Below are 21,144 nucleotides of genomic sequence, written 5' to 3' on the forward strand. Positions count from 1 at the left end.
TTCTTCGTGCATTATTGTGCGATGAATTACGAAATCTTAACAGCCCTGATTGGCTTTGCCTTTGCGACGTCAATCACCCCCGGTCCAAACAACCTGATGCTGATGGCGTCAGGCGCAAATTACGGCTTGCGGCGCACCTTACCGCATATGTTCGGCATTTCGCTGGGTCATGCGTTTATGGTCGTGGTCGTTGGGCTGGTTCTTTTGCAGCTTTTTGAACAATTCCCTGTGCTCAATACGATTCTAAAGGTGCTGAGCGTGGGCTATATGCTTTGGCTGGCATGGAAAATCGCGAACGCGGCACCGCCAAGCGACAAAGCCCCTACTGGTAAGCCCTTTACCTTCCTGCAAGCCGCAGCATTTCAATGGGTAAACCCAAAGGCATGGTCGATGGCGATCACCGCAATCAGCGGGTACGCACCACAAGATCGCGGCATTTTCTTTGGCTCGCTCATTGTAGCCTGCGTTTTTGCGGCAACCAACCTACCCTCGGTTTCGGTCTGGGCATGGATGGGCGTTCAGGTCAGACGCTGGCTCGGCACCTCAACCAGACTCCGTTTCTTTAACATCACGATGGCACTGTTACTGGTCGCGTCGCTCTATCCGATTCTGACCCATTAAAACGGAATGTCATCCGCCTGATCAGCCGCCACGATAAAACGTGCGACGACGTGCTTTGACCCGGCCTTATCGAATTCGATCACCAGCTTATCGCCCTCGATCCCCATCAATTCACCATAGCCGAATTTCTGATGGAACACGCGATCACCGACCGTAAAGGCACTGACAGCCTCAAGATCAATGGTGACGCTTTGCGCCCGCGGCGTCGCGGACGTTCCGCGCTGTTGGCTGCGGCTTTGAAGGCGCTTCCAACCGGGCGAATCGTAGACGTCAGCGGAATGGGCTTTCTCGTGCAGCGTCGACTTCGCCGCGCCAGCAATTGCCGGGGACGCGCTGGCAGACATGCCCGCCGCACCATAATTCCCACCGTACAACCCCGGAGGCGTCAGCACCTCTACATGTTGCTCTGGTAATTCGTCGATGAAGCGCGACGGCAGCTGCGATTGCCACTGCCCGTAGACCCGTCGGTTAGCGGCGAAGGAAATCGTGCATAATTCCTCGGCCCGCGTGATACCGACATAGGCTAGCCGCCGTTCTTCCTCTAATCCCTTTAGCCCGCTTTCATCCATTGACCGCTGGGACGGGAACAATCCGTCTTCCCAACCGGGCAAAAACACCGCTGGAAACTCAAGACCCTTAGCCGCGTGAAGCGTCATGATGCTGACCTTCTCGCCCTGTTCTTCTGTTTCATTGTCCATGATCAGGCTGACATGTTCGAGGAACCCTTGCAGGTTCTCAAAATTCTCAAGCGCTTTAACCAATTCTTTTAGGTTTTCGAGCCGCCCCGGCGCCTCTGGCGTTTTATCGTTTTGCCAAAACCCGGTGTAGCCAGATTCGTCCAAAATCATCTCGGCCAGTTCAACGTGGTTATAATCGGCAGCTTCCGTGCCAAACCCGGCATCAACCAGACCGTCATCCAGAACCGCATCGTCATCGATCACAGGCATCGCAGGCCCACGCGTGACGGAACGCCAACGGTCAAGCCCATCGACCAAAATCGTCAATTCTTTCAGGCCCTTGCCGCCCAGCAATTTACCTTGGCAAACAAGCCGCGCACCTTCGACCAAAGACACGTCATTGTCGCGTGCCGTGCGTTGGATGGTCTGAACAGCCTTATCGCCTAGTCCACGTTTTGGGGTGTTCACGATCCGCTCAAACGCGAGATCATCATCGTGACTGACCGCGAGCCGGAAATAGGCCATCGCATCGCGGATCTCCATACGTTCATAGAAACGCGGGCCACCGATGACGCGGTACGGCAAACCGATGCTTAGAAAACGATCCTCAAAGGCGCGCATCTGGTGCGACGCACGGACAAGGATCGCCATACTATCCAAACCGAGTGGCGACATGCCACGCGTGCCGCGCTGCATCGCTTCAATCTCTTCGCCAACCCAGCGGGATTCTTCTTCGCCGTCCCAATGACCTATCAGGCGAACCTTTTCTCCATCTTCACGAGACGTAAACAGCGTCTTACCCAGACGCCCCTTGTTTGCTGCAATCACACCAGAGGCAGCAGCCAGAATATGCGGCGTAGACCGATAATTTTCTTCAAGCCGCACAACATGCGCGCCCGGAAAGTCAGTTTCAAACCGTAGGATGTTTCCCACCTCGGCACCGCGCCAACCATAGATCGACTGGTCATCATCACCGACGCAGCAAATGTTTTTATGCTTGCTCGCGAGCAGGCGCAGCCACAGGTATTGGGCAACGTTCGTATCTTGATACTCGTCCACCAGAATATAGCGGAACCAGCGTTGGTATTGATCCAGCACGTCTTCGTGTTTTTGGAAGATCGTGACCATGTGCAAAAGAATGTCGCCGAAATCGACAGCATTCAGGTCGCGCAAGCGCTTCTGATAGGCCGTGTAAAGCGCGATACCCTGATGATCAAAAGCAGCGCTATCTGCGACAGGCACGTTATCAGGCGTCCATGCCTTGTTTTTCCAATTGTCGATAATGCCGGACAGCATGCGGGGCGGCCAACGCTTTGCGTCAATGCCAGCGGCCTCGATTAACTGCTTCATCAGGCGAATCTGATCGTCAGTATCAAGAATGGTAAAGTTCGACTTTAACCCAACTAATTCCGCATGACGGCGCAGCAGTTTTGCACAGACAGAGTGGAACGTGCCAAGCCAAGGCATGCCCTCAACAGCCTCGCCCATCAATGACCCAATCCGCGACTTCATTTCGCGGGCCGCCTTATTGGTGAATGTCACCGCGAGGATTTCATGCGGCCGCGCCGTTCCGGTCGCCAAAAGATGCGCAATCCGTGTCGTCAGCGCCTTTGTCTTCCCCGTGCCAGCACCCGCCAACATCAAGACAGGACCGTTCAACGTCTCGACCGCTTCGCGCTGTGCTGGGTTCAAGCTGTCCAAATATGGCATCGGACGCGCAGACATTGCACGTTGGCTAAGCGGGACGGCAGCAGCCTCAAAGGCGTCTTCTTCGGAAAAATCATTCATGCTGGACACGATACCCGCAAACCGCAGGCAGGAAAAGCCTTGTTCACATAATGTTCCCAGCTTCCCTTGCCGAAATTGTTCGGCTACGCATTGCATATGTTTCAGGTCATTCTTCTCGGAAGCCTTGCAGGCGCGATGATCCCCCTTGGGGGCCTGATCGCCGCCAATGAAAACATTCAGCGTTACTGGCTGCGCAACGAATTTCGGCACAGCGTTGTTGCCTTTGGCGGCGGTGCGCTGCTGAGTGCCGTGGCCTTTGTACTGATCCCCGACGGTGAAAAGGCGCTTAACACATTCGCTGTCATTGGCTGGATTGCCGCAGGTGCGATATTGATGGCGGCTGTCGACGCGCGCCTTTCACGCCGTGGATCGCACCGTGCACAGCTTGTCGCGATGCTGTCGGATTTTATCCCGGAAGCCGTGGCACTCGGGGCCGTAATCGCAAGCGGAGAGAGTTCGGGCCTACTGCTCGCCATGATGATCGCCCTGCAAAACCTGCCCGAAGGCTTTAACGCGTTTCGTGAACAGCGTGATTCAGGTGCAAAAACGGGGCGAATATTGCGTAATTTTGTCGGCCTCTCACTGATAGGCCCAATCGCTGCGCTTGCTGGCTTTCTGCTTCTTGCTGATTTCCCCCAAGTCACAGGGGCAATTATGCTGACTGCGGCTGGCGCTATTTTGTACCTGATTTTTCAGGACATCGCGCCGCAAGCAAAACTGGCAAACCGGCACGGTCCCGCGCTTGGGGCTGTTGCGGGTTTTCTACTGGGCCTGACCGGCCACCTGTTGATTGGATAGCTAATTGTCACTACATACGAAATACCCAGCCATTGCCGATCTAAAGACGCGAGCAAGAAAACGTATCCCGCATTTTGTATGGGAATATCTGGATAGCGCGACGGGAACTGAAGCGACGCAAAAGCGCAATCGGTCATCGCTTGATCAAGTCCTACTCAAACCCTCAATCCTACACGGCGAGTTCGAACCCGACCTTCGCACCACGTTTCTTGGCAAAGAGTATCCATTGCCGATCGGGATTGCGCCGGTGGGCATGTCTGGCTTGGTTTGGCCCGGCGCAGAACAAATGCTCGCCCGCACCGCAGCGAAAGAGGGTATTCCCTACACACTATCTACGGTCGCCAGCCAACTGCCCGAAGACGTTGGCCCACATGCGGGCGATCAGGGATGGTTTCAGCTATACCCGCCCCGCGATCCAGAAATCCGCAAAGACATCTTGAACCGCGCCGAAAACTCCGGCTTCCACACGCTGGTTCTAACCGTTGACGTGCCCGTCGCATCTCGGCGCGAGCGACAGACACGCGGCGGCATGACAAACCCGCCTAAGCTAACACCGCGTCTGGCAATGCAAGCGGCCCAATGCCCTGCATGGTTGAACGGCATTCGCAAAACGGGGATGCCGCGTTTGCGCTTGATGGAAAGCTATTCCAACATCAAGACCGCCCTGCCGTCGACCCAGCATATCGGGTATTTGCTACGGACCTCGCCTGATTGGGACTATCTAAAATGGCTGCGCGATCATTGGGATGGACCACTGATCGTAAAAGGTGTCGGAAACCCGGACGATGCGGCACGGCTGGCCGATGAAGGCGTCGATGCAATCTGGGTCAGCAATCACGCGGGCCGCCAATTTGACGGCGCACCTGCAACGATCGATGTCCTTCCCGGCATCCGCGCTGCAACCACCTTGCCGCTTATCTTTGACAGCGGCATCGAGGGCGGTCTTGATGTATTGCGCGCCCTCGCACTTGGCGCTGACTTCGTGATGCTGGGACGCGCGTTCCATTATGGGTTGGCCGCACTAGGTGAACCTGGCGCGGCGCATGTGTTGGACATTTTGCGTCAGGATATGATCAGCAACATGGGACAGATCAGTGCGCGTAACCTTACGGAAATTCACCGGGCAAGACTTTAATACAACACGTTAGCGCTAACATTAGGGCTGGACAATTCCTGATCCGCACCCGACAATGCTGCAACTGCGAAGGGGAGAGCAATGGCTGAGTTTAACAAGATTTTGATCGCAAACCGTGGTGAAATCGCCATCCGGATCATGCGGGCAGCAAACGAGATGGGCAAAAAGACCGTCGCGGTCTACGCCGAAGAAGACAAACTTGGCCTGCACCGCTTCAAAGCGGACGAAGCTTACCGTATCGGTGAAGGCATGGGGCCGGTTGCTGCTTACCTTTCCATCGAAGAAATCATTCGCGTCGCCAAAATGTCTGGCGCTGACGCGATCCACCCCGGTTACGGGCTTTTGTCCGAAAACCCTGAATTTGTAGATGCTTGCGAAGCAAACGGCATCACGTTCATCGGCCCCAAGGCCGCAACCATGCGCCAGCTGGGCGACAAGGCCAGCGCCCGTCGGGTTGCGATCGAAGCTGGCGTGCCCGTCATCCCAGCAACCGAAGTTCTTGGCGACGATATGGCCAAGATCAAGAAACAAGCAGCCGAAGTCGGCTATCCGCTGATGCTCAAGGCGTCATGGGGTGGTGGTGGTCGCGGTATGCGCCCGATCATGTCCGAAGACGAACTTGAGGAAAAAGTGCTTGAAGGCCGCCGCGAAGCCGAAGCTGCTTTTGGTAACGGCGAAGGTTATCTGGAAAAGATGATCATCAAAGCTCGCCACGTCGAAGTGCAAATTTTGGGCGATACACATGGTCAAATGTACCACCTATGGGAACGCGATTGTTCTGTGCAACGACGTAACCAAAAGGTCGTTGAACGCGCCCCTGCCCCATATCTGTCAGGCACACAGCGTGAACAACTGTGTAATTTGGGCAAGAAAATCTGCCAGCATGTGAATTATGAGTGTGCCGGTACTGTCGAATTCCTGATGGATATGGACAGCGGTGAATTCTATTTCATCGAAGTTAACCCCCGCGTTCAGGTCGAACACACTGTCACCGAAGAGGTCACAGGTATCGACATCGTACGTGCGCAAATCCTGATCGCCGAAGGTAAATCATTGGTCGAGGCAACAGGCTGCGCATCCCAGTACGACGTCAAACTGGACGGTCACGCACTGCAGTGTCGTGTCACCACAGAAGACCCGCAAAACAACTTTATCCCCGATTACGGTCGCATCCAGATGTACCGCTCGGCGACAGGCCCGGGCATCCGTCTCGACGGCGGCACCGCCTATTCCGGTGCGGTCATTACGCGTTATTACGATAGTTTGCTGACGAAAGTTACTGCGCGTGCACCTACACCAGAAATGGCAATCGCACGTATGGACCGCGCCTTGCGCGAATTCCGTATTCGCGGCGTCTCCACCAACATCGCGTTTGTGGAAAACCTGCTTAAGCACCCGACGTTCCTGAACAACGAATACCACACAAAATTCATCGACCAGACACCTGATCTGTTTAACTTTTCTAAGCGTCGGGACCGTGCCACAAAGATCCTGACCTATATCGCAGACATCACCGTGAACGGTCACCCAGAAACAGCTGGTCGTGCGCGTCCTGCAGCGGATGTGAAGCCACCGAAACCACCGGTGAAACCAACCACAGATGTAACCCCCGGCACACGCAATATCCTTGATGATTTCGGACCAGAGGCAGTGGCCGATTGGATGCGCGATCAAAAACAACTGCTGATCACCGACACCACAATGCGTGACGGTCACCAGTCGTTGCTGGCAACGCGGATGCGGTCAATTGATATGATCAATGCGGCCCCTGCATATGCGGCGAAGATGAACCAATTGTTCAGCGTTGAATGCTGGGGCGGCGCGACATTCGATGTGGCCTATCGTTTCTTGCAGGAATGCCCATGGCAACGCCTGCGCGACATTCGGGCGGCTATGCCAAACATCATGACACAGATGTTGCTCCGTGCATCAAACGGCGTGGGCTACACCAACTATCCTGACAACGTCGTTCAAAGCTTTGTTGCGCAAGCCGCCGAGTCCGGCGTCGACGTGTTCCGCGTGTTCGACAGCCTAAACTGGGTTGAAAACATGCGTGTCGCAATGGATGCCGTTGGCAACGCAGGCAAAGTGATCGAAGGTACGATTTGTTATACGGGCGATGTACGTGATCCAAATCGCGCAAAATACGACTTGAAATACTATGTCGGCATGGCACGTGAGCTCGAAGCGGCTGGTGCACATGTACTGGGTCTTAAAGACATGGCTGGCTTGATGAAGCCAGCCGCGGCCAAGACGTTGATCCTTGCACTCAAAGAAGAAGTCGGCCTGCCGATCCACTTCCACACACATGACACATCAGGCGCATCAATCGCGACTGTACTGGCGGCTTCGGCTGCTGGCGTGGATTGTGTGGATGCAGCGATGGATTCATTCTCGGGGAATACATCACAGCCGACGCTTGGTTCTATTGTTGAATCGCTGCGCGGCGATGCCCGTGACACCGGCCTGAACATCAAAGCGATCCGTGAGATCAGCAACTATTTTGAGCAGGTCCGCGAACACTATACTGCGTTCGAATCCGGTCTTCAGGCCCCTGCCTCCGAAGTCTACCTGCACGAAATGCCCGGCGGGCAGTTTACCAACCTCAAGGCCCAAGCACGTAGCCTTGGCCTAGAAGAGCGTTGGCACGAGGTCGCGCAGACCTATGCAGATGTGAACCAGATGTTTGGTGATATCGTCAAAGTGACGCCTTCATCCAAAGTTGTCGGCGATATGGCCCTGATGATGGTTTCACAAAACCTGACACGCGCCCAAGTCGAAGATCCAAAGGTTGACGTCGTCTTTCCTGACAGCGTTGTGGACATGATGCGCGGTAGCCTTGGCCAGCCTCCGGGTGGATGGCCCGAAGGCATTCAAAAGAAGATCCTGAAAGGTGAAAAGCCAATCACAGAGCGCCCGGGTAAATCCTTGCCCCCTGTTGATCTGGAAGCGACGCGTGCGGACCTGTCAAAGCAACTTGATGGTGCCAGCGTCGATGATGAAGACCTGAACGGTTACCTGATGTATCCTAAGGTGTTCCTTGATTACATGGGCCGTCACAAAAACTATGGCCCTGTGCGTACCCTGCCCACGCGGACGTTCTTTTATGGCATGGAACCCGGTGAAGAGATTTCAGCCGAAATAGACCCCGGCAAAACGCTGGAAATTCGTCTCCAAGCCGTGTCTGAAATGAACGAAGATGGTGAGGTAAAAGTGTTCTTTGAACTTAACGGCCAGCCACGTGCGATCCGTGTGATGAACCGCCTAGCCGCCGCCGAAAAGGTTTCACGCCCCAAAGCCGAAGCTGGTAACCCTGACCACATTGGCGCGCCCATGCCGGGCGTCGTGGCAACTGTTGCTGCTGTCGCCGGGAAAGAAGTCAAAGAAGGCGATCTACTTTTGACGATTGAAGCGATGAAAATGGAAACTGGCATCCACGCAGAACGCGATGCCGTGATTAAGGCAGTGCATGTGCACGCTGGCAGCCAGATCGACGCCAAGGATCTGTTGATCGAGCTTGAGTAAGCCACACTCCTTTGGGCGGCAAGCGTCGCCCAAAGGATAAACCAGAGCAGTAATTTTGGAGACACCATGTTACCCATTACGGCGATCTACGGTGCTTTGACTGCACTGGTTTACCTAACCTTGACGATCCGCGTGATCGGTCAACGACGGACATTGAAAATTTCACTGGGTGACAAAGACAACCCCGCAATGCGCCAGCACATTCGTGCCCACGCAAACTGCGCGGAATATGCGCCGATGGGGATTATCCTTCTTGGCCTTGTCGAACTGAATGGCGGCGCAACTTGGCTTGTCCATCTGTTGGGATTGATGGTCATCTTGGGCCGCGTTGCACACGCAGCCGCATTCTGGAAACACCCGATGAGCTTTCCACTGCGCCAACTGGGGATGTTGCTGACTATGGTGCAACTTGCGCTCGCTTCACTTGTAATCCTTATCAGCGCGTTATTCTAATTGCAGCGCCTGGCCCTGCTATCGTTGGTGGTCCCCGACTACGACGCGGGAATTGCATTTTTCGTTGATGTCATGGGATTTGAGCTACTAGAAGACACCGATCTAGGCGGCGGCAAGCGCTGGGTGCGGGTTGCCCCGAAGGGTGCGGAAACTGCGTTTCTTTTGGCCCGTGCAGTCGGCGACAAACAGGTCGCTGCCATAGGCAATCAAGGCGGTGGGCGCGTTTGGCTGTTTTTGCAGACTGACGACTTTGATCGTGACCATGCCCACATGCTGGCCAAAGGCGTGTATTTCGAAGAACAGCCACGCGGCGAACCATATGGCCGCGTGGCAGTATTAACGATCCCTTCGGCAACCGATGGGACCTCGTTCAGTTTAACCCAGAACCTGCGTAATTGCCTTTTTAGTGACATCGACAACTTTGTCGATCTCAGCCTCAGAGATGCAGAACGGCGGTGCAAAGCCGATGATATCGCCTTGTGGCATCGCACGTGCAATAACGCCCTGCTCGGCCATCGCGCCCACAATCGTTGGGCATATCTTATCAGCAGCCTCAAAAGCCTGTTTAGTGTCTTGGTTTTTTACCAACTCCACCCCGCACAACAAACCGTCACCGCGTATTTCGCCCATGTTCACATGATCGCCCAGCGCATCACGCATCGCTGCATTCAAATAGGTACCCATCCGCCCCGCATTTGCGACCAAATTCAAATCATCAATTAGCTTTAGGTTTGCAACACCAGCAGCCGCACAGATAGGATGCGCCGAATAGGTCCAGCCGTGTCCAATGGGGCCGTTCTCATCGGCGCCTTGCTCTAACACCTTCCACATTTTGTCAGACACGATTGACCCGGACAGTGGCGCATAGGCAGATGTCAGGCCCTTGGCGATCGTGATCAGATCCGGCTTCATTCCATAATATTCAGAACCAAACATCGTGCCCAAGCGCCCAAAGCCAGTTACCACTTCATCCGCGACCAAAAGAATATCGTGCTTATCCAAAACGGCTTGGATGGCGGCCCAGTAACCCGCAGGCGGAGGCACGATACCACCGGTTCCCAACACAGGCTCACCGATAAACGCAGCAATCGTATCTGCACCTTCGCGTTCGATTTGCGCCTCAAGTTCTACAGCGCAATGTGCTGAAAACTGTTCTTCAGTCATACTCTGATCGGTACGGCGGAAATAATATGGTGCCTCGGTGTGGATCACCTGCGCGAGCGGAAGGTCAAATTTCTTATGAAACAGCTCTAGCCCGGTCAGAGACCCAGTCATCAAACCCGACCCATGATACCCCCGCCACCGCGAGATGATCTTTTTCTTCTCGGGCCGACCAAGAATATTGTTGTAATACCAAATCAGCTTGATGTTGGTCTCATTGGCGTCCGACCCAGACAGCCCAAAATACACCTTCGACATATGATCCGGCGCACGGTCCATGATCATCTTAGAAAGCGTAATTGATGCCTCTGTCCCATGACCCACGTATGAATGGTAATAGGCCAATTCTTTGGCCTGGGCCGCGATTGCATCCGCAATTTCGGGATGACCGTATCCAACGTTCACGCAGTAAAGCCCCGCAAATGCGTCCAAAAACTGATTTCCGTCACGATCTTGTATATGAACGCCTTTGGCACCAGAGATCACGCGCGTTGGTGTTTCACCCCGCGCATGCATCGCCAGATGCGTCGAGGCGTGAAAAAAATTGTCGCGGTCCCATTGTTCAAGCGGGTCGTTCTTTAACATCGTACTTCCTTTGTTGTGGCCTAAGCCGTGATTTCAACGGCCAGCACAGCCAGACAATCGCCCGGCTGGATCAAACCGGGAAAGTGTCGCGCAGTCAGAATGCCATCCATCTGTGCTTTGACAGCCTGAGGGGCACGTCCCGTATGTTGGGTGTCCCAGATCTGCGCGAGGTCATCGCCCTCGCGGACCATGTCACCAAGCGCAGCGGTGAATGCGACCAGCCCGCCATCATCGGCAAAATGAAAACATGTATCATCTGGTTGGGTCAGCATACGTGTAGGTGAAACATCAAGCTCCCCTTGCATGATGCCTGCATGAATAAGCACATTGCGAATGCCTTTGCGGGCGATTTGCACGGTTTTTGGGGTTGTCGTGCCACCTCCACCTAGTTCGGTGGTGACAAATGTTTTGCCCAGCGTTTCAGCCGCATCGTCATACATGCCCAGCGCATCTATTTCACGCATTTCAATACTAAAGGGCGCATTGAACGCATCGCGCGCCGCACTGCACCGCGCCTGCTGTTCAACATCATCTAAGACATGCGAAGCCGCGAATGGCAAGAAATCCAACGTCTTGCCCCCCGAATGAAAATCAACAACGATATCAGCCATCGGCAGCAGCACACGTTGAAAGTAATCAGCGATCTTTTCCGTGGGGCTACCATCAGGCTTGCCCGGAAACACCCGGTTCATGTTCACATCATCCAATGGCGACACGCGCGCACCCGCCAGAAATGCGGGGTGGTTCATAAACGGCACGATTATCACAGTCCCCGTAACATCGTCGGCCCTGAGCGTCTGTGCCAATGAAACAAGAGCAAGCGGCCCTTCGTATTCATCCCCATGATTGGCACCTGTCAGCAAAGCACGCGGGCCTTCGCCATTTTTAACCACGGTGATTGGGATCTGTATCGAACCCCATGCACTATCGTTTCGGCTATAAGGCAGCCGTAGATATCCATGCTGCACACCATCAGCACCAAAATTCACGGTCGGGGATATTGGATTGTCACGCATGGGTCAGTCTTTAATCACAAGTTCACGGGGGGTCGTACATAGGCATTCAGCGCCTGTTTCAGTGATCAAGATCGGTTCTGTAATCTCTAATCCGCCGTCGTCCAGCCAAAGCGCGGGCATGAAATGGAACGTCATACCCGGTTCCAATACTGTTTTATCACCAGCGCGGAATGACATCGTACGTTCCCCCCAATCAGGCGGATAAGAAAGCCCGATGGCATAGCCACAGCGGCTATCCTTTTCGAAGCCTAGTTTGTTCAACGTGCCGTTAAACGCGGTGGCAATATCTTCGCACAGATTTCCCGGCCGGGCCTGCGCGAGCCCCGCTTCTACTGCTTCTAGAACGGCTTTTTCTGCATCAATGTACTTTTGTGGTACCTTCCCAAGGAACAGTGTGCGTGATTGCGGACACTGATAGCGGCGATACGCCCCCGCAATTTCGAAAAACGTGCTTTCACCTGTTTTCAAGGGGCTATCATCCCACGACAGATGTGGAGCAGTCGCATCCATGCCAGATGGCGCCATCGGTACAATCGCGGGATAGTCCCCCCAATACTCATCCACCCCCGTAATCGACGCATGATATAAATCTGCAATCAGATCGTTCTTGCGCATCCCCGGTTCCGCAGTTTCACGCACCACGGTATGCATCTTTTCCACAATCCGTGCCGCCGCACGTATATAACTGATCTCAGTCTCAGACTTCACCGCCCGCTGCCAGTTTACCAGCCCCGTCACGTCCACCAGATCAGCCTGTTTCAATCCAGATTGAAGCGCCATGAACGCCGCAGCCGTGAAATAGTAGTTGTCCAACTCAAACCCGATTCGGCCGGCCACAACGCCGCGATCAGCCATCATACTGACAAGCGTCTCCATCGGGTGTTTGCTTGGGTTTTGCACATATGTATCGTCGTACCCGACAATATTATCATGCTGTAGGTAGGTCGTACGCTGTGCACCTATGGCATCCATAGCCCGACCCCACCATACAGGTTCACCCTCAAGGGTTAGTAACACCCCTTGGTGTACATAAAATGACCAACCATCATAGCCGGTAAGCCACGCCATATTCGACGGGTCCGTAACAAATATCGCATCAAGCCCGCGCGCCGACATTTCCTGACGCGTTTTACGTACACGTACAGCGTATTCATCCGCACCAAAGGGCAATTGAGGCATTCAGATCTCCAGTATCTCAGGGGTGATATTAGCTTTATCTTAAGCCGTTTATCTGCAAACATATAAATTATTCGCATAAATTTCGCGAAATTTAGAAACTGCCTAAGAAATAAACCATGATTGACGAAATTGACAAAAAAATACTGCAACATGTACAGCGCAACAACCAACTGACAAGCGCAGAGCTATCAGAGCGCGTCGGGCTATCGCCAACATCGGTGCAGCGTCGGTTACACCGGCTACGCGACCAAAAAATCATTGAACGTGACATTGCCGTTGTTTCAACAGCAGCAATCGGGCGCCCGTTAACAATGCTGGTGTCTGTAGAATTAGAACGCGAGCGTTCGGATATTATTGATCGGTTCAAAAAATCGGTCCGTGACTGCTCCAAAGTCCAAAGCGCCTACTACGTAACCGGCGAGACTGACTTTGTTCTGACGGTCACAGCAATAGACATGGCCGATTACGAGGCATTCACACGCGATTTCTTTTACAACAACCAAGATATTAAAGGGTTCAAAACGACCGTTGTGATGGATCGTATCAAAGCATCTTTCGAACTCCCCATTGAGTGATAATTACGCGCCGTACTGAAATCGCAAAAATACGTAAGGGCATGTCTTTTTTCACTTGCGCCCTGACCGATTGCTTTATAGATCACGCCCACTAACGGAGTGCGGGCGTAGCTCAGGGGTAGAGCATAACCTTGCCAAGGTTAGGGTCGAGAGTTCGAATCTCTTCGCCCGCTCCAACAAAACAAGGCCTCTCGGCAACGAGGGGCCTTGTTTGTTTTTAGCACCCAATAAATCAAATGACTTACATTTTTCTAATTTCAGCCCTTGCGCCCCGCGCCGACTCTTTGTAGATCACGGCTCACTAACGGATGCGGGCGTAGCTCAGGGGTAGAGCATAACCTTGCCAAGGTTAGGGTCGAGAGTTCGAATCTCTTCGCCCGCTCCAGTTAGTCAAACGAAAAGGCCGCCTGTTAAGGCGGCCTTTTGTTATCTCATAGACTACGAACAGACATTACATCTATTGAATCCCAGCACCCGTAGACGGGCGACCACCTCCGATGATGCTGACATGAGCAACATGTGCCGGCAGGGTAATGCTGTTATCGAACTGTTCAAATCTACTGAACCGGGGCAAGTGGTCGCCGTCCAGCACGATGGCGGGATCTGCTAATGCGGGCGTAAATGCAGCGACATCAGCAAATGTCGGGATATCAGCGTCGTTTATGGCAACGTCTTGCGTATCCAAATCAAACTCCGCCCACGTCAATTCGGGCTCGGCCTGTTCAGCAACATCCAGCTGCGCGCTTCTTGCAGCGCGCACAGCAAGAAAGTCCTTGTTGCTCACGGAAGCGACAGCGAGCTGCCCGAGCAATGTTGCCGGTGTTTGCTGACCAACCAGTGCGTGAAGGCAAGGGATGAGTTCGTACAATTCATCCATGTCAGAACCGACACGATCAGTTAGCAAGATGGTGCTAATAAACGGGTTATGCCGTTCCCCCGATAGGGCAACCGAATGGGTCAGTTTCCCTTCAACCTCCTCATCCATCACCAATAAATCGATCAAGTCCATCTTCACGAGTGCACAGGCAACATCATGACGGTCCATACAGAGGATTTGAAATCCTTTATCAACAAACACGCGGGCAGTTGCCGCTGCCGCAGCGGGATCGCTGCGCATAATTAAAGCTTTCATCGGATTCTCCTGACATATGAGCAATTTCCATCAAGTTACGAATCGAACCCTTAAATATTGCTGAAAACGGGCAACATTTCTTGCATAGGCTTGGCCCCTGCCCCCGTTCACCCTATAGAAACACCCAAACAATGAAGGACGCGCATTATGCGGACAGCAACGATCACACGCAAAACCGCCGAGACTGACATCTCGGTTACCGTGAACCTTGATGGTTCAGGGGTTTATGATAATCAGACCGGCGTTGGTTTTTTTGACCACATGCTGGACCAGCTTTCGCGTCACGCGTTGATTGATATGACCGTTCGGGCAACCGGCGATCTGCACATTGATGATCACCATACTGTAGAAGATGTGGGTATTGCTTTAGGTCAGGCACTGACCGAAGCCTTGGGCGACAAACGCGGCATCCGCCGTTACGGCAGCTGCCACCTTGCGATGGATGACGCACAGGTGCGCTGTGCGCTTGACCTGTCCGCGCGTCCCTACCTGATCTGCAACCTCGATCTGCCGTTCGGCAAAATCGGCGCATTCGATACCGAACTGGTACGCGAGTTCTTTCAGGCACTTAGCACACATGGCGGCATCACGCTGCACATCGATAAGCTACACGGCTTTAACGCTCACCACATCGCAGAAGCGGCGTTCAAAGCAGTCGCACGTGCGCTTCGTGATGCGGTTGAAACCGACCCACGCAAGACTGATGCAATCCCGTCAACCAAGGGCAGCCTATGATCACCGCCCTTATTGATTACGACAGCGGCAACCTGCACTCGGCGCAAAAGGCGTTCGAACGCATGGCAAAAGAAGTCAACGGTGGCGAGATTATCGTGACCGCTGACCCTGGCGTCGTGGCCCAAGCTGATCGTATTGTTCTGCCCGGCGATGGCGCGTTCCCACATTGCCGTGCAGAGCTTTTCGCGCGCACGGGTCTTGCTGAGGCGATTGTTGAGGCGGTTACAGTCAACGCGCGCCCATTCTTGGGTATCTGCGTCGGCATGCAAATGCTGGCAACGACTGGCCACGAATACGAAGAAACACCCGGCTTTGGCTGGATTGCAGGCGACATCCGCAAAATCAAACCTGCGGACCCTGCGCTGAAGGTGCCACATATGGGCTGGAATGATCTTGTGATCGACCATCCACACCCCGTGTTGGCTGGGATCAAAACGGGCGACCACGCTTATTTCGTACACTCCTACGCGATGGACGTCGCAAACCCGAACGAACGATTGGCCCACGTCGATTACGGCGGCGATGTCACCGCGATTATCGGGCGAGATACGATCATCGGAATGCAGTTCCACCCCGAAAAAAGCCAAGACGCGGGCTTGCGTATGATCGGCAATTTCCTAACGTGGACCCCGTAACAAACGGAATCCCCTCATGCTCACACGTCGTACGTTGATAATCGCGGCAGCAAGCAGCCTTGCTGGCTGCGGTCGCCGAAATCGCAGGGATGAAACGTCATCGCGATCTATCCCGCTTTACCCGAATGAAACGCCTGAACTACGGCGGTTGATCAACAAATACGCTGATGTTCACGACATTCCAGTCACCCTATTGCACCGGGTTATCGTCCGTGAAAGCACCCATAACCCGGCCGCACGAAATGGCCCCTACTACGGGTTGATGCAAATCCTACCACAGACCGCACGCACGATGGGCCACAAAGGCCCGGCGACCGAATTATTGGATGCGGAAACAAACCTCAGATATGCGGGCAAATACCTGCGTGGGGCTTGGCTATTGTCCTACGGCGACGAAGAAACCGCAGTAGGCTGGTACGCCCGCGGATATTATTACGAAGCCAAAAAGCGCGGCATGTTAGTCGAAACGGGATTGCGCCGTGGCTAAACACGAAAGGCCCCCGCAAATGCGAGGGCCTTATTCATTAGCTTGTTGCCCGCTTTAGTTCACGCGTGTCCAGTTTTGGCTTGCGCAAATCAGGCCACCTGCGACGCAACCACGCAGACGCAGTGCATTACCGGAAACGTCCATCTTGCCGATGTACATCTTGTTGTTCGACGGACGCCAAACTTGGCCCTCATAAGCACCACCACCCTGTGGCACCATATCGATCACGATCTGACGGCCAAGGTTGGGTGACTGGTATTCACCGCTGCCATTGAAGGTGCGGCTAATCGTGCCGCAAACAGCCGCCCCACATGGCGCAACAGTCACATGCGCGTATGCGCCGTCGTCGACTTCTGTCTGCCAAACGCCAACAGCCGCATCTTGGGCTTGTGCCGCGCTACCAAATGCCAAAGCAGCCGCAATCGCGATAATCCGAGTTTTCATATCTATTCCTCCCTAGATCTGCAGTGAGCATGCCTGCGATCCGTGATTCCGATCAAGCATGACGTAAGGTTGCGCCACGCGTTGCATTTCCGCAAGCGCCGTGCATAAACGCGCCAACAGTTATGAAAGGCCGCCCGATGATCCTCTACCCTGCTATCGACCTCAAAGACGGTAATGCTGTGCGATTGGTGCATGGGGACATGGATCAGACAACGGTTTTCAACGACGATCCTGCGGCCCAAGCCCGCACCTTTGTAGAGGCTGGCTGCGAATGGTTGCACCTTGTCGATCTGAACGGCGCATTCGCAGGCGAACCTGTTAACGCCGCCCCGGTTGAGGCAATCCTCAAGGCCTGCCCGGTCCCTGCCCAACTGGGTGGCGGTATCCGTGACATGGCCACGATTGAACGCTGGCTGGACAAGGGCCTTGCCCGCGTAATTCTAGGAACTGTCGCTGTCGAAAACCCTGATTTGGTACGCGAAGCAGCCAAAGCATTCCCTGGCAAAGTCGCCGTCGGGCTTGATGCCCGCAATGGCCGCGTCGCAACACGCGGCTGGGCCGAAGAAACAGACGTGATGGTGACCGACCTTGCCAAATCGTTTGAAGATGCCGGGATCGCTGCAATCATCTACACCGACATCCTACGCGATGGCGCGATGAAGGGGCCGAACATCGACGCTACCGCAGCGCTGGCGCGCGCCGTCGATATTCCGGTCATTGCCTCCGGCGGTGTATCTTCGATGGCTGACCTGACCGCGCTCAAGGACACTGGTGTCATCTCGGGTGCGATCTCTGGACGTGCGCTTTATGATGGTGCAATTGATCTTGCTGCGGCGCTCAAGCACCTCAAGGCCTAGGTCACTCTGCGCCAACAGCCTTAGCTGTCAGTGCCGCCAAGGCACCATTCATCTTGGCGATAACTTCGGCGTCAGCGCTGATATCAAGCCCTGCAAACAAATCCTCAGCTGGCGTCCACGTCAGCTGTGTTGTTCCGTCAGCGTCTGCATAGGCAAGCACACGCAAGGGCAGCACCAGCCCCGCCCGAATGTCTTCCTCCATTGCCAGTGAACCCAAGGCAGGATTCCCGAATATAAGAAGCTGCGCATCGGGCAGCGACTTTCCAACGCTTTGCGCCCCGGCAGCATGATCAATACGTGCAAATACTGTCGCCCCGGCCCCGGTTACGGCAGCCTCCAATGCGTCAATTGTTTCGGTGACAGAAAGTGGTGACGTTTTCATCATGTCTTCGGCCATTGCTGTTGTCGAAAGCCCGATCAGGGCGGCGGCGATAAATGTCTTCATGAAATTCTCCTGATTCAGGATCACCGCCTTCACGGGCACGGCTTGCGTATTGCTATCACCTCCCTCTTCCAATTTCGCCTAAATCCTCCTAGAGATCACAGCATGTTGAAAACACGGATCATCCCCTGCCTCGATGTCGCCGAAGGGCGCACAGTGAAAGGCGTGAACTTTGTCGATCTGATTGACGCGGGCGACCCCGTTGAACAGGCCATAGCTTATAACGCCGCCGGCGCAGACGAGCTGGTGTTTCTTGATATCAAAGCAACCCACGAAAACCGTGGCACGATGTTTGACCTCGCTACGCGTACGGCTGAACAGTGCTTTATGCCGCTGACAATTGGCGGCGGTGTACGTACACACCACGATGTGCGTGATCTGTTGCTTGCTGGTGCAGACAAGGTCAGCTTTAACTCTGCCGCTGTCGCTGATCCCAATGTCGTCGCCGAAGCAGCATTGCGTTTTGGCAGCCAATGCATTGTCGTGGCAATTGATGCCAAAACAGTCGCACCCGGCAAATGGGAAATTTTTACGCACGGCGGACGCAAATCTACCGGCATCGACGCCGTCGAATTTGCGCGGACTGTCGTTGAAAAAGGTGCCGGGGAAATTCTACTAACCTCAATGGACCGCGACGGCACGAAAGCAGGGTTCAACCTGCCACTGACACGCGCGATATCAGACGCGGTGCATGTTCCCGTCATCGCCTCTGGGGGCGTTGGCACATTGGATCACCTTGTCGAAGGCGTGACAGAGGGCGGTGCATCGGCAGTTCTTGCCGCTTCGATCTTTCACTTTGGTACTTACACAATCGTCGAAGCCAAATCTCATATGGCTGCCGCAGGCATTCCGGTACGACTATGAAACTTGATGATCTCGCAACATTGATCGCCTCGCGCAAAGGGGCTGACCCTGAAACCAGCTGGACAGCAAAGCTGTTCGCAAAAGGCCCTGAAAAATGCGCTGAAAAATTCGGTGAAGAGGCGATTGAAGCCATTATTGAGGCCGTCAAAGGCGACAAAGAAAAGCTAACCTCAGAAGCCGCAGACGTGATCTATCACTTGCTGGTTATGCTTGCTGCGCGTGACGTAAGCCTGAACGACGTGGTAGCAGAGCTCTCTCGTCGCCAAGGCACATCGGGAATCACCGAAAAAGCAAACCGCGACTGATCTATTCGCGCTTCAAAGTCCCAACCGCGGCATTTCAATCTTTGGACAGCGATCCTGAATGACATCAACGCCGCGTGCTTCTGCCTTTGCCGCAGCATCGGGACTGTGAACACCCAATTGCATCCAAATCGTCTGTAGACCTGGCCAACGAGCAAGCGCTGCATCGACAATACCCGGTACAGCATCGCTCGCGCGGAAAATATCCACCATGTCCACGTCGAAGGGGATAGAGGTCAGATCGGCATAGACCATCTCACCAAATAGCATTTGCCCAGCCAGCCCTGGGTTAACGCCAATCACGCGATAGCCCTGGGCTGCCAGATACTCACCAACGCGGCGACTAGGGCGCGCGGGGTTGGCAGAGGCTCCGACCAAAGCAATTGTCTTGGTGCGCGTCAGAACCGCGCGCAGATGTTCATCAGAATATTCCATAAAGCCACCCTACCCAGCCATTTGTCAGAAAAAAAGCGCCCGGAATGACCCGGGCGCAAAGTTTGGAACGAGGGACAGTGATAAGAGGCACGTCGGTTCCAAGAACGCGCCTTCGCATATCAACATATGTCCGATTACTCCCCCTAAAAGGGGTGCTCCGCATAATGTGATCACATCGCGATTAGTCGAATAGATCGTCGAAAACGTCTTCGATCTCATCCCACAGCTCTGCAATCATCTTACGAACAAACGATGCAGCTCTGCGCTTGTCTTTGCGTTTAGGCGCAATGGCGCGTTTGGTGGGGCGGGCGGGCGTCGCCGTAGGCGCGGTCGACTGGACCGCAGCAACTGGCATGTTCTTAAGCGCTCGCAATGGCGCCCCACAGTTTGAACAGCTCAGCTCATGCCGCTGCTTGCCGCGCAGACGCAATGCTGCGCGGGTTCCACAATAACAACAGGTCGCAATCTTATTCGCGGGCATAAGTGTTACTTAGGCTTTGGCCGCATAAAGTGCTACAGCGGCAGCATTAGAAACGTTCAGCGACCCAAATTCAGCCGCCGCATCAATCTTTACCAATTGATCACAGGTTTCGCGGGTCTTCTCGCGCAATCCCGGCCCTTCGGCCCCCATGACCAGCGCCACCGCGCGGTCGCGTTTGCCTTCGACGGCAGTCTCGATGGTGTCTTGTGCTTCGCCGTCTAACCCCAGCACAAGATAACCCATCCCCTGCAATGCGACGATCGCGTCTGCCAGATTGCGCACGCGCAAGTAAGGCTGGCGCTCAAGCGCACCGCTCGCCGTTTTCGCGAGCGCACCTGTTTCAGGGGCCGCATGACGCTGCATGGCGACAACGGCACGCGCACCAAAGACTTCGGCAGAACGTAGAATCGCACCGACGTTATGCGGATCTGTCACGCGATCCAGCAAAACGATGCGTGGCGGCTGTGGACCATCCCCCAACGCGACGTCTTCAAGCGATCCCCAATCCAGTGGTTTCACCTCAAGCGCGGCCCCTTGGTGCACAGATTGTGGATCAAGCGGCGCTGCAAATTTACGTGGATCGGAGATTTCGGGCTCAATGCCCCCCTTCCCTACGGCTTCGCCCAAACGCTCAACCGCGTTACGCGTCACAACAAGGCGAAGTTTGACGCGATTAGGATTCTCTAGGGCATCCCGAACCGCATGCAGGCCAAATAGCCAAACGGTTTCGTTTGCGGCAGCGCGCTTACCCTGCTCTTTCGCAATGACCCACTTTGGCTTTTTCATTTTATTTTTCCGTTCCTGACACTGTTTCAAA

General features: G+C 54.4%; 22 protein-coding genes, 2 tRNA genes and 1 pseudogene. 15 read left to right on the top strand and 10 right to left on the bottom strand.

Going from position 1 to position 21,144, the window contains the following annotated elements:
- Nucleotides 1-21 precede the first annotated feature (21 nt).
- On the top strand, nt 22-621 hold the full coding sequence (locus tag CLV80_RS06475) for a LysE family translocator (protein WP_106356073.1): 600 nt from the start codon (nt 22-24) through the stop codon (nt 619-621).
- On the opposite strand, the gene CLV80_RS06480 is transcribed toward CLV80_RS06475, so the two are convergent.
- The gene (locus CLV80_RS06480; RefSeq protein WP_106356179.1) at nt 618-3,086 is read right to left on the bottom strand and encodes an ATP-dependent helicase; all 2,469 of its coding nucleotides are present in this window, start codon (nt 3,084-3,086) and stop codon (nt 618-620) included. The two genes, CLV80_RS06475 and CLV80_RS06480, sit on opposite strands and share 4 nt — an antisense overlap.
- Nucleotides 3,087-3,182: 96 nt before the next feature.
- Between CLV80_RS06480 and CLV80_RS06485 the strand changes: the two genes are divergently transcribed.
- The 5 genes and pseudogenes from CLV80_RS06485 to CLV80_RS06505 all read left to right on the top strand — a co-directional run bounded on the left by CLV80_RS06485 (nt 3,183) and on the right by CLV80_RS06505 (nt 9,392).
- Nucleotides 3,183-3,884 (top strand): ZIP family metal transporter, encoded by a 702-nt coding sequence (locus CLV80_RS06485; protein WP_106356075.1) that lies wholly within the window; start codon nt 3,183-3,185, stop codon nt 3,882-3,884.
- A gap of 4 nt (nt 3,885-3,888) precedes the next feature.
- Complete coding sequence (locus tag CLV80_RS06490) at nt 3,889-5,019, top strand: alpha-hydroxy acid oxidase (protein WP_106356077.1); 1,131 nt, start codon at nt 3,889-3,891, stop codon at nt 5,017-5,019.
- Nucleotides 5,020-5,100: 81 nt separating this feature from the next.
- Nucleotides 5,101-8,544 carry a pyruvate carboxylase gene (gene pyc / locus CLV80_RS06495; RefSeq protein WP_106356079.1) on the top strand — a complete coding sequence of 1,148 codons (3,444 nt, stop codon included), beginning with the start codon at nt 5,101-5,103 and terminating at the stop codon, nt 8,542-8,544.
- A gap of 66 nt (nt 8,545-8,610) precedes the next feature.
- Nucleotides 8,611-8,997: an MAPEG family protein gene (locus tag CLV80_RS06500; RefSeq protein ID WP_106356081.1), complete on the top strand. Its 387-nt coding sequence runs from the start codon at nt 8,611-8,613 to the stop codon at nt 8,995-8,997.
- Nucleotides 8,998-9,392, top strand: a pseudogene (locus CLV80_RS06505) (VOC family protein).
- Here the strand turns inward: CLV80_RS06505 and CLV80_RS06510 are convergent.
- From CLV80_RS06510 to doeA, 3 genes are read right to left on the bottom strand one after another with little or no spacing between them, the layout of a single operon-like run.
- Entirely contained in the window at nt 9,373-10,743 is a 1,371-nt protein-coding gene (locus CLV80_RS06510) for an aspartate aminotransferase family protein (RefSeq protein ID WP_106356083.1), read from the bottom strand. The pseudogene CLV80_RS06505 and the gene CLV80_RS06510 sit on opposite strands and share 20 nt — an antisense overlap.
- 20 nt (nt 10,744-10,763) lie before the next feature.
- Nucleotides 10,764-11,759, bottom strand: a complete 996-nt coding sequence (gene doeB / locus CLV80_RS06515) for a N(2)-acetyl-L-2,4-diaminobutanoate deacetylase DoeB (protein ID WP_106356085.1) — start codon at nt 11,757-11,759, stop codon at nt 10,764-10,766.
- Between the two features lie 3 nt (nt 11,760-11,762).
- Complete coding sequence (gene doeA / locus CLV80_RS06520; protein WP_106356087.1) at nt 11,763-12,938, bottom strand: ectoine hydrolase DoeA; 1,176 nt, start codon at nt 12,936-12,938, stop codon at nt 11,763-11,765.
- Nucleotides 12,939-13,054: 116 nt separating this feature from the next.
- On the opposite strand from doeA, the gene CLV80_RS06525 reads away from it, so the two are divergent.
- The 3 genes from CLV80_RS06525 to CLV80_RS06535 all read left to right on the top strand — a co-directional run bounded on the left by CLV80_RS06525 (nt 13,055) and on the right by CLV80_RS06535 (nt 13,898).
- On the top strand, nt 13,055-13,513 hold the full coding sequence (locus CLV80_RS06525; RefSeq protein ID WP_106356089.1) for an Lrp/AsnC family transcriptional regulator: 459 nt from the start codon (nt 13,055-13,057) through the stop codon (nt 13,511-13,513).
- Nucleotides 13,514-13,614: 101 nt separating this feature from the next.
- Nucleotides 13,615-13,689, top strand: a tRNA-Gly gene (locus CLV80_RS06530).
- A gap of 134 nt (nt 13,690-13,823) precedes the next feature.
- Nucleotides 13,824-13,898: transfer RNA gene (locus CLV80_RS06535), tRNA-Gly, on the top strand.
- A 72-nt stretch (nt 13,899-13,970) separates the two neighbouring features.
- Here the strand turns inward: CLV80_RS06535 and CLV80_RS06540 are convergent.
- On the bottom strand, nt 13,971-14,645 hold the full coding sequence (locus CLV80_RS06540) for an imidazoleglycerol-phosphate dehydratase (RefSeq protein WP_106356091.1): 675 nt from the start codon (nt 14,643-14,645) through the stop codon (nt 13,971-13,973).
- 147 nt (nt 14,646-14,792) lie between these two features.
- On the opposite strand from CLV80_RS06540, the gene hisB reads away from it, so the two are divergent.
- The 3 genes from hisB to CLV80_RS06555 are packed head-to-tail and all read left to right on the top strand — an operon-like array spanning nt 14,793 to nt 16,502.
- Nucleotides 14,793-15,380 carry an imidazoleglycerol-phosphate dehydratase HisB gene (gene hisB / locus CLV80_RS06545; RefSeq protein ID WP_106356093.1) on the top strand — a complete coding sequence of 196 codons (588 nt, stop codon included), beginning with the start codon at nt 14,793-14,795 and terminating at the stop codon, nt 15,378-15,380.
- Complete coding sequence (gene hisH / locus CLV80_RS06550) at nt 15,377-16,015, top strand: imidazole glycerol phosphate synthase subunit HisH (RefSeq protein ID WP_106356095.1); 639 nt, start codon at nt 15,377-15,379, stop codon at nt 16,013-16,015. The genes hisB and hisH overlap by 4 nt, the downstream gene beginning before the upstream one ends.
- 16 nt (nt 16,016-16,031) lie before the next feature.
- The gene (locus CLV80_RS06555; RefSeq protein WP_106356097.1) at nt 16,032-16,502 is read left to right on the top strand and encodes a lytic transglycosylase domain-containing protein; all 471 of its coding nucleotides are present in this window, start codon (nt 16,032-16,034) and stop codon (nt 16,500-16,502) included.
- Between the two features lie 54 nt (nt 16,503-16,556).
- Here CLV80_RS06555 and CLV80_RS06560 read toward each other — a convergent pair whose 3' ends face one another.
- Entirely contained in the window at nt 16,557-16,946 is a 390-nt protein-coding gene (locus tag CLV80_RS06560) for a DUF2147 domain-containing protein (protein WP_106356099.1), read from the bottom strand.
- Nucleotides 16,947-17,083: 137 nt separating this feature from the next.
- Between CLV80_RS06560 and hisA the strand changes: the two genes are divergently transcribed.
- Nucleotides 17,084-17,803, top strand: coding sequence for a 1-(5-phosphoribosyl)-5-[(5-phosphoribosylamino)methylideneamino]imidazole-4-carboxamide isomerase (gene hisA, locus CLV80_RS06565; protein ID WP_106356101.1), 720 nt, complete (start codon nt 17,084-17,086; stop codon nt 17,801-17,803).
- A 1-nt stretch (nt 17,804) separates the two neighbouring features.
- On the opposite strand, the gene CLV80_RS06570 is transcribed toward hisA, so the two are convergent.
- Complete coding sequence (locus CLV80_RS06570) at nt 17,805-18,248, bottom strand: DUF302 domain-containing protein (RefSeq protein WP_106356181.1); 444 nt, start codon at nt 18,246-18,248, stop codon at nt 17,805-17,807.
- Nucleotides 18,249-18,350: 102 nt separating this feature from the next.
- On the opposite strand from CLV80_RS06570, the gene hisF reads away from it, so the two are divergent.
- Both hisF and CLV80_RS06580 read left to right on the top strand, forming a co-directional pair.
- On the top strand, nt 18,351-19,109 hold the full coding sequence (gene hisF, locus CLV80_RS06575) for an imidazole glycerol phosphate synthase subunit HisF (RefSeq protein ID WP_106356103.1): 759 nt from the start codon (nt 18,351-18,353) through the stop codon (nt 19,107-19,109).
- Nucleotides 19,106-19,414, top strand: coding sequence for a phosphoribosyl-ATP diphosphatase (locus tag CLV80_RS06580; protein WP_106356105.1), 309 nt, complete (start codon nt 19,106-19,108; stop codon nt 19,412-19,414). Before hisF ends, CLV80_RS06580 begins: the two co-directional genes overlap by 4 nt.
- Nucleotides 19,415-19,426: 12 nt before the next feature.
- On the opposite strand, the gene CLV80_RS06585 is transcribed toward CLV80_RS06580, so the two are convergent.
- From CLV80_RS06585 to rlmB, 3 genes are all read right to left on the bottom strand, one after another.
- Nucleotides 19,427-19,846, bottom strand: coding sequence for a CoA-binding protein (locus CLV80_RS06585; protein WP_106356107.1), 420 nt, complete (start codon nt 19,844-19,846; stop codon nt 19,427-19,429).
- Nucleotides 19,847-20,027: 181 nt separating this feature from the next.
- The gene (locus tag CLV80_RS06590; protein ID WP_106356109.1) at nt 20,028-20,327 is read right to left on the bottom strand and encodes a hypothetical protein; all 300 of its coding nucleotides are present in this window, start codon (nt 20,325-20,327) and stop codon (nt 20,028-20,030) included.
- 9 nt (nt 20,328-20,336) lie between these two features.
- Complete coding sequence (gene rlmB / locus CLV80_RS06595) at nt 20,337-21,113, bottom strand: 23S rRNA (guanosine(2251)-2'-O)-methyltransferase RlmB (RefSeq protein WP_106356111.1); 777 nt, start codon at nt 21,111-21,113, stop codon at nt 20,337-20,339.
- Nucleotides 21,114-21,144: the final 31 nt, after the last annotated feature.

This window comes from Yoonia maritima (assembly GCF_003003285.1).
Taxonomy (GTDB): domain Bacteria; phylum Pseudomonadota; class Alphaproteobacteria; order Rhodobacterales; family Rhodobacteraceae; genus Yoonia; species Yoonia maritima.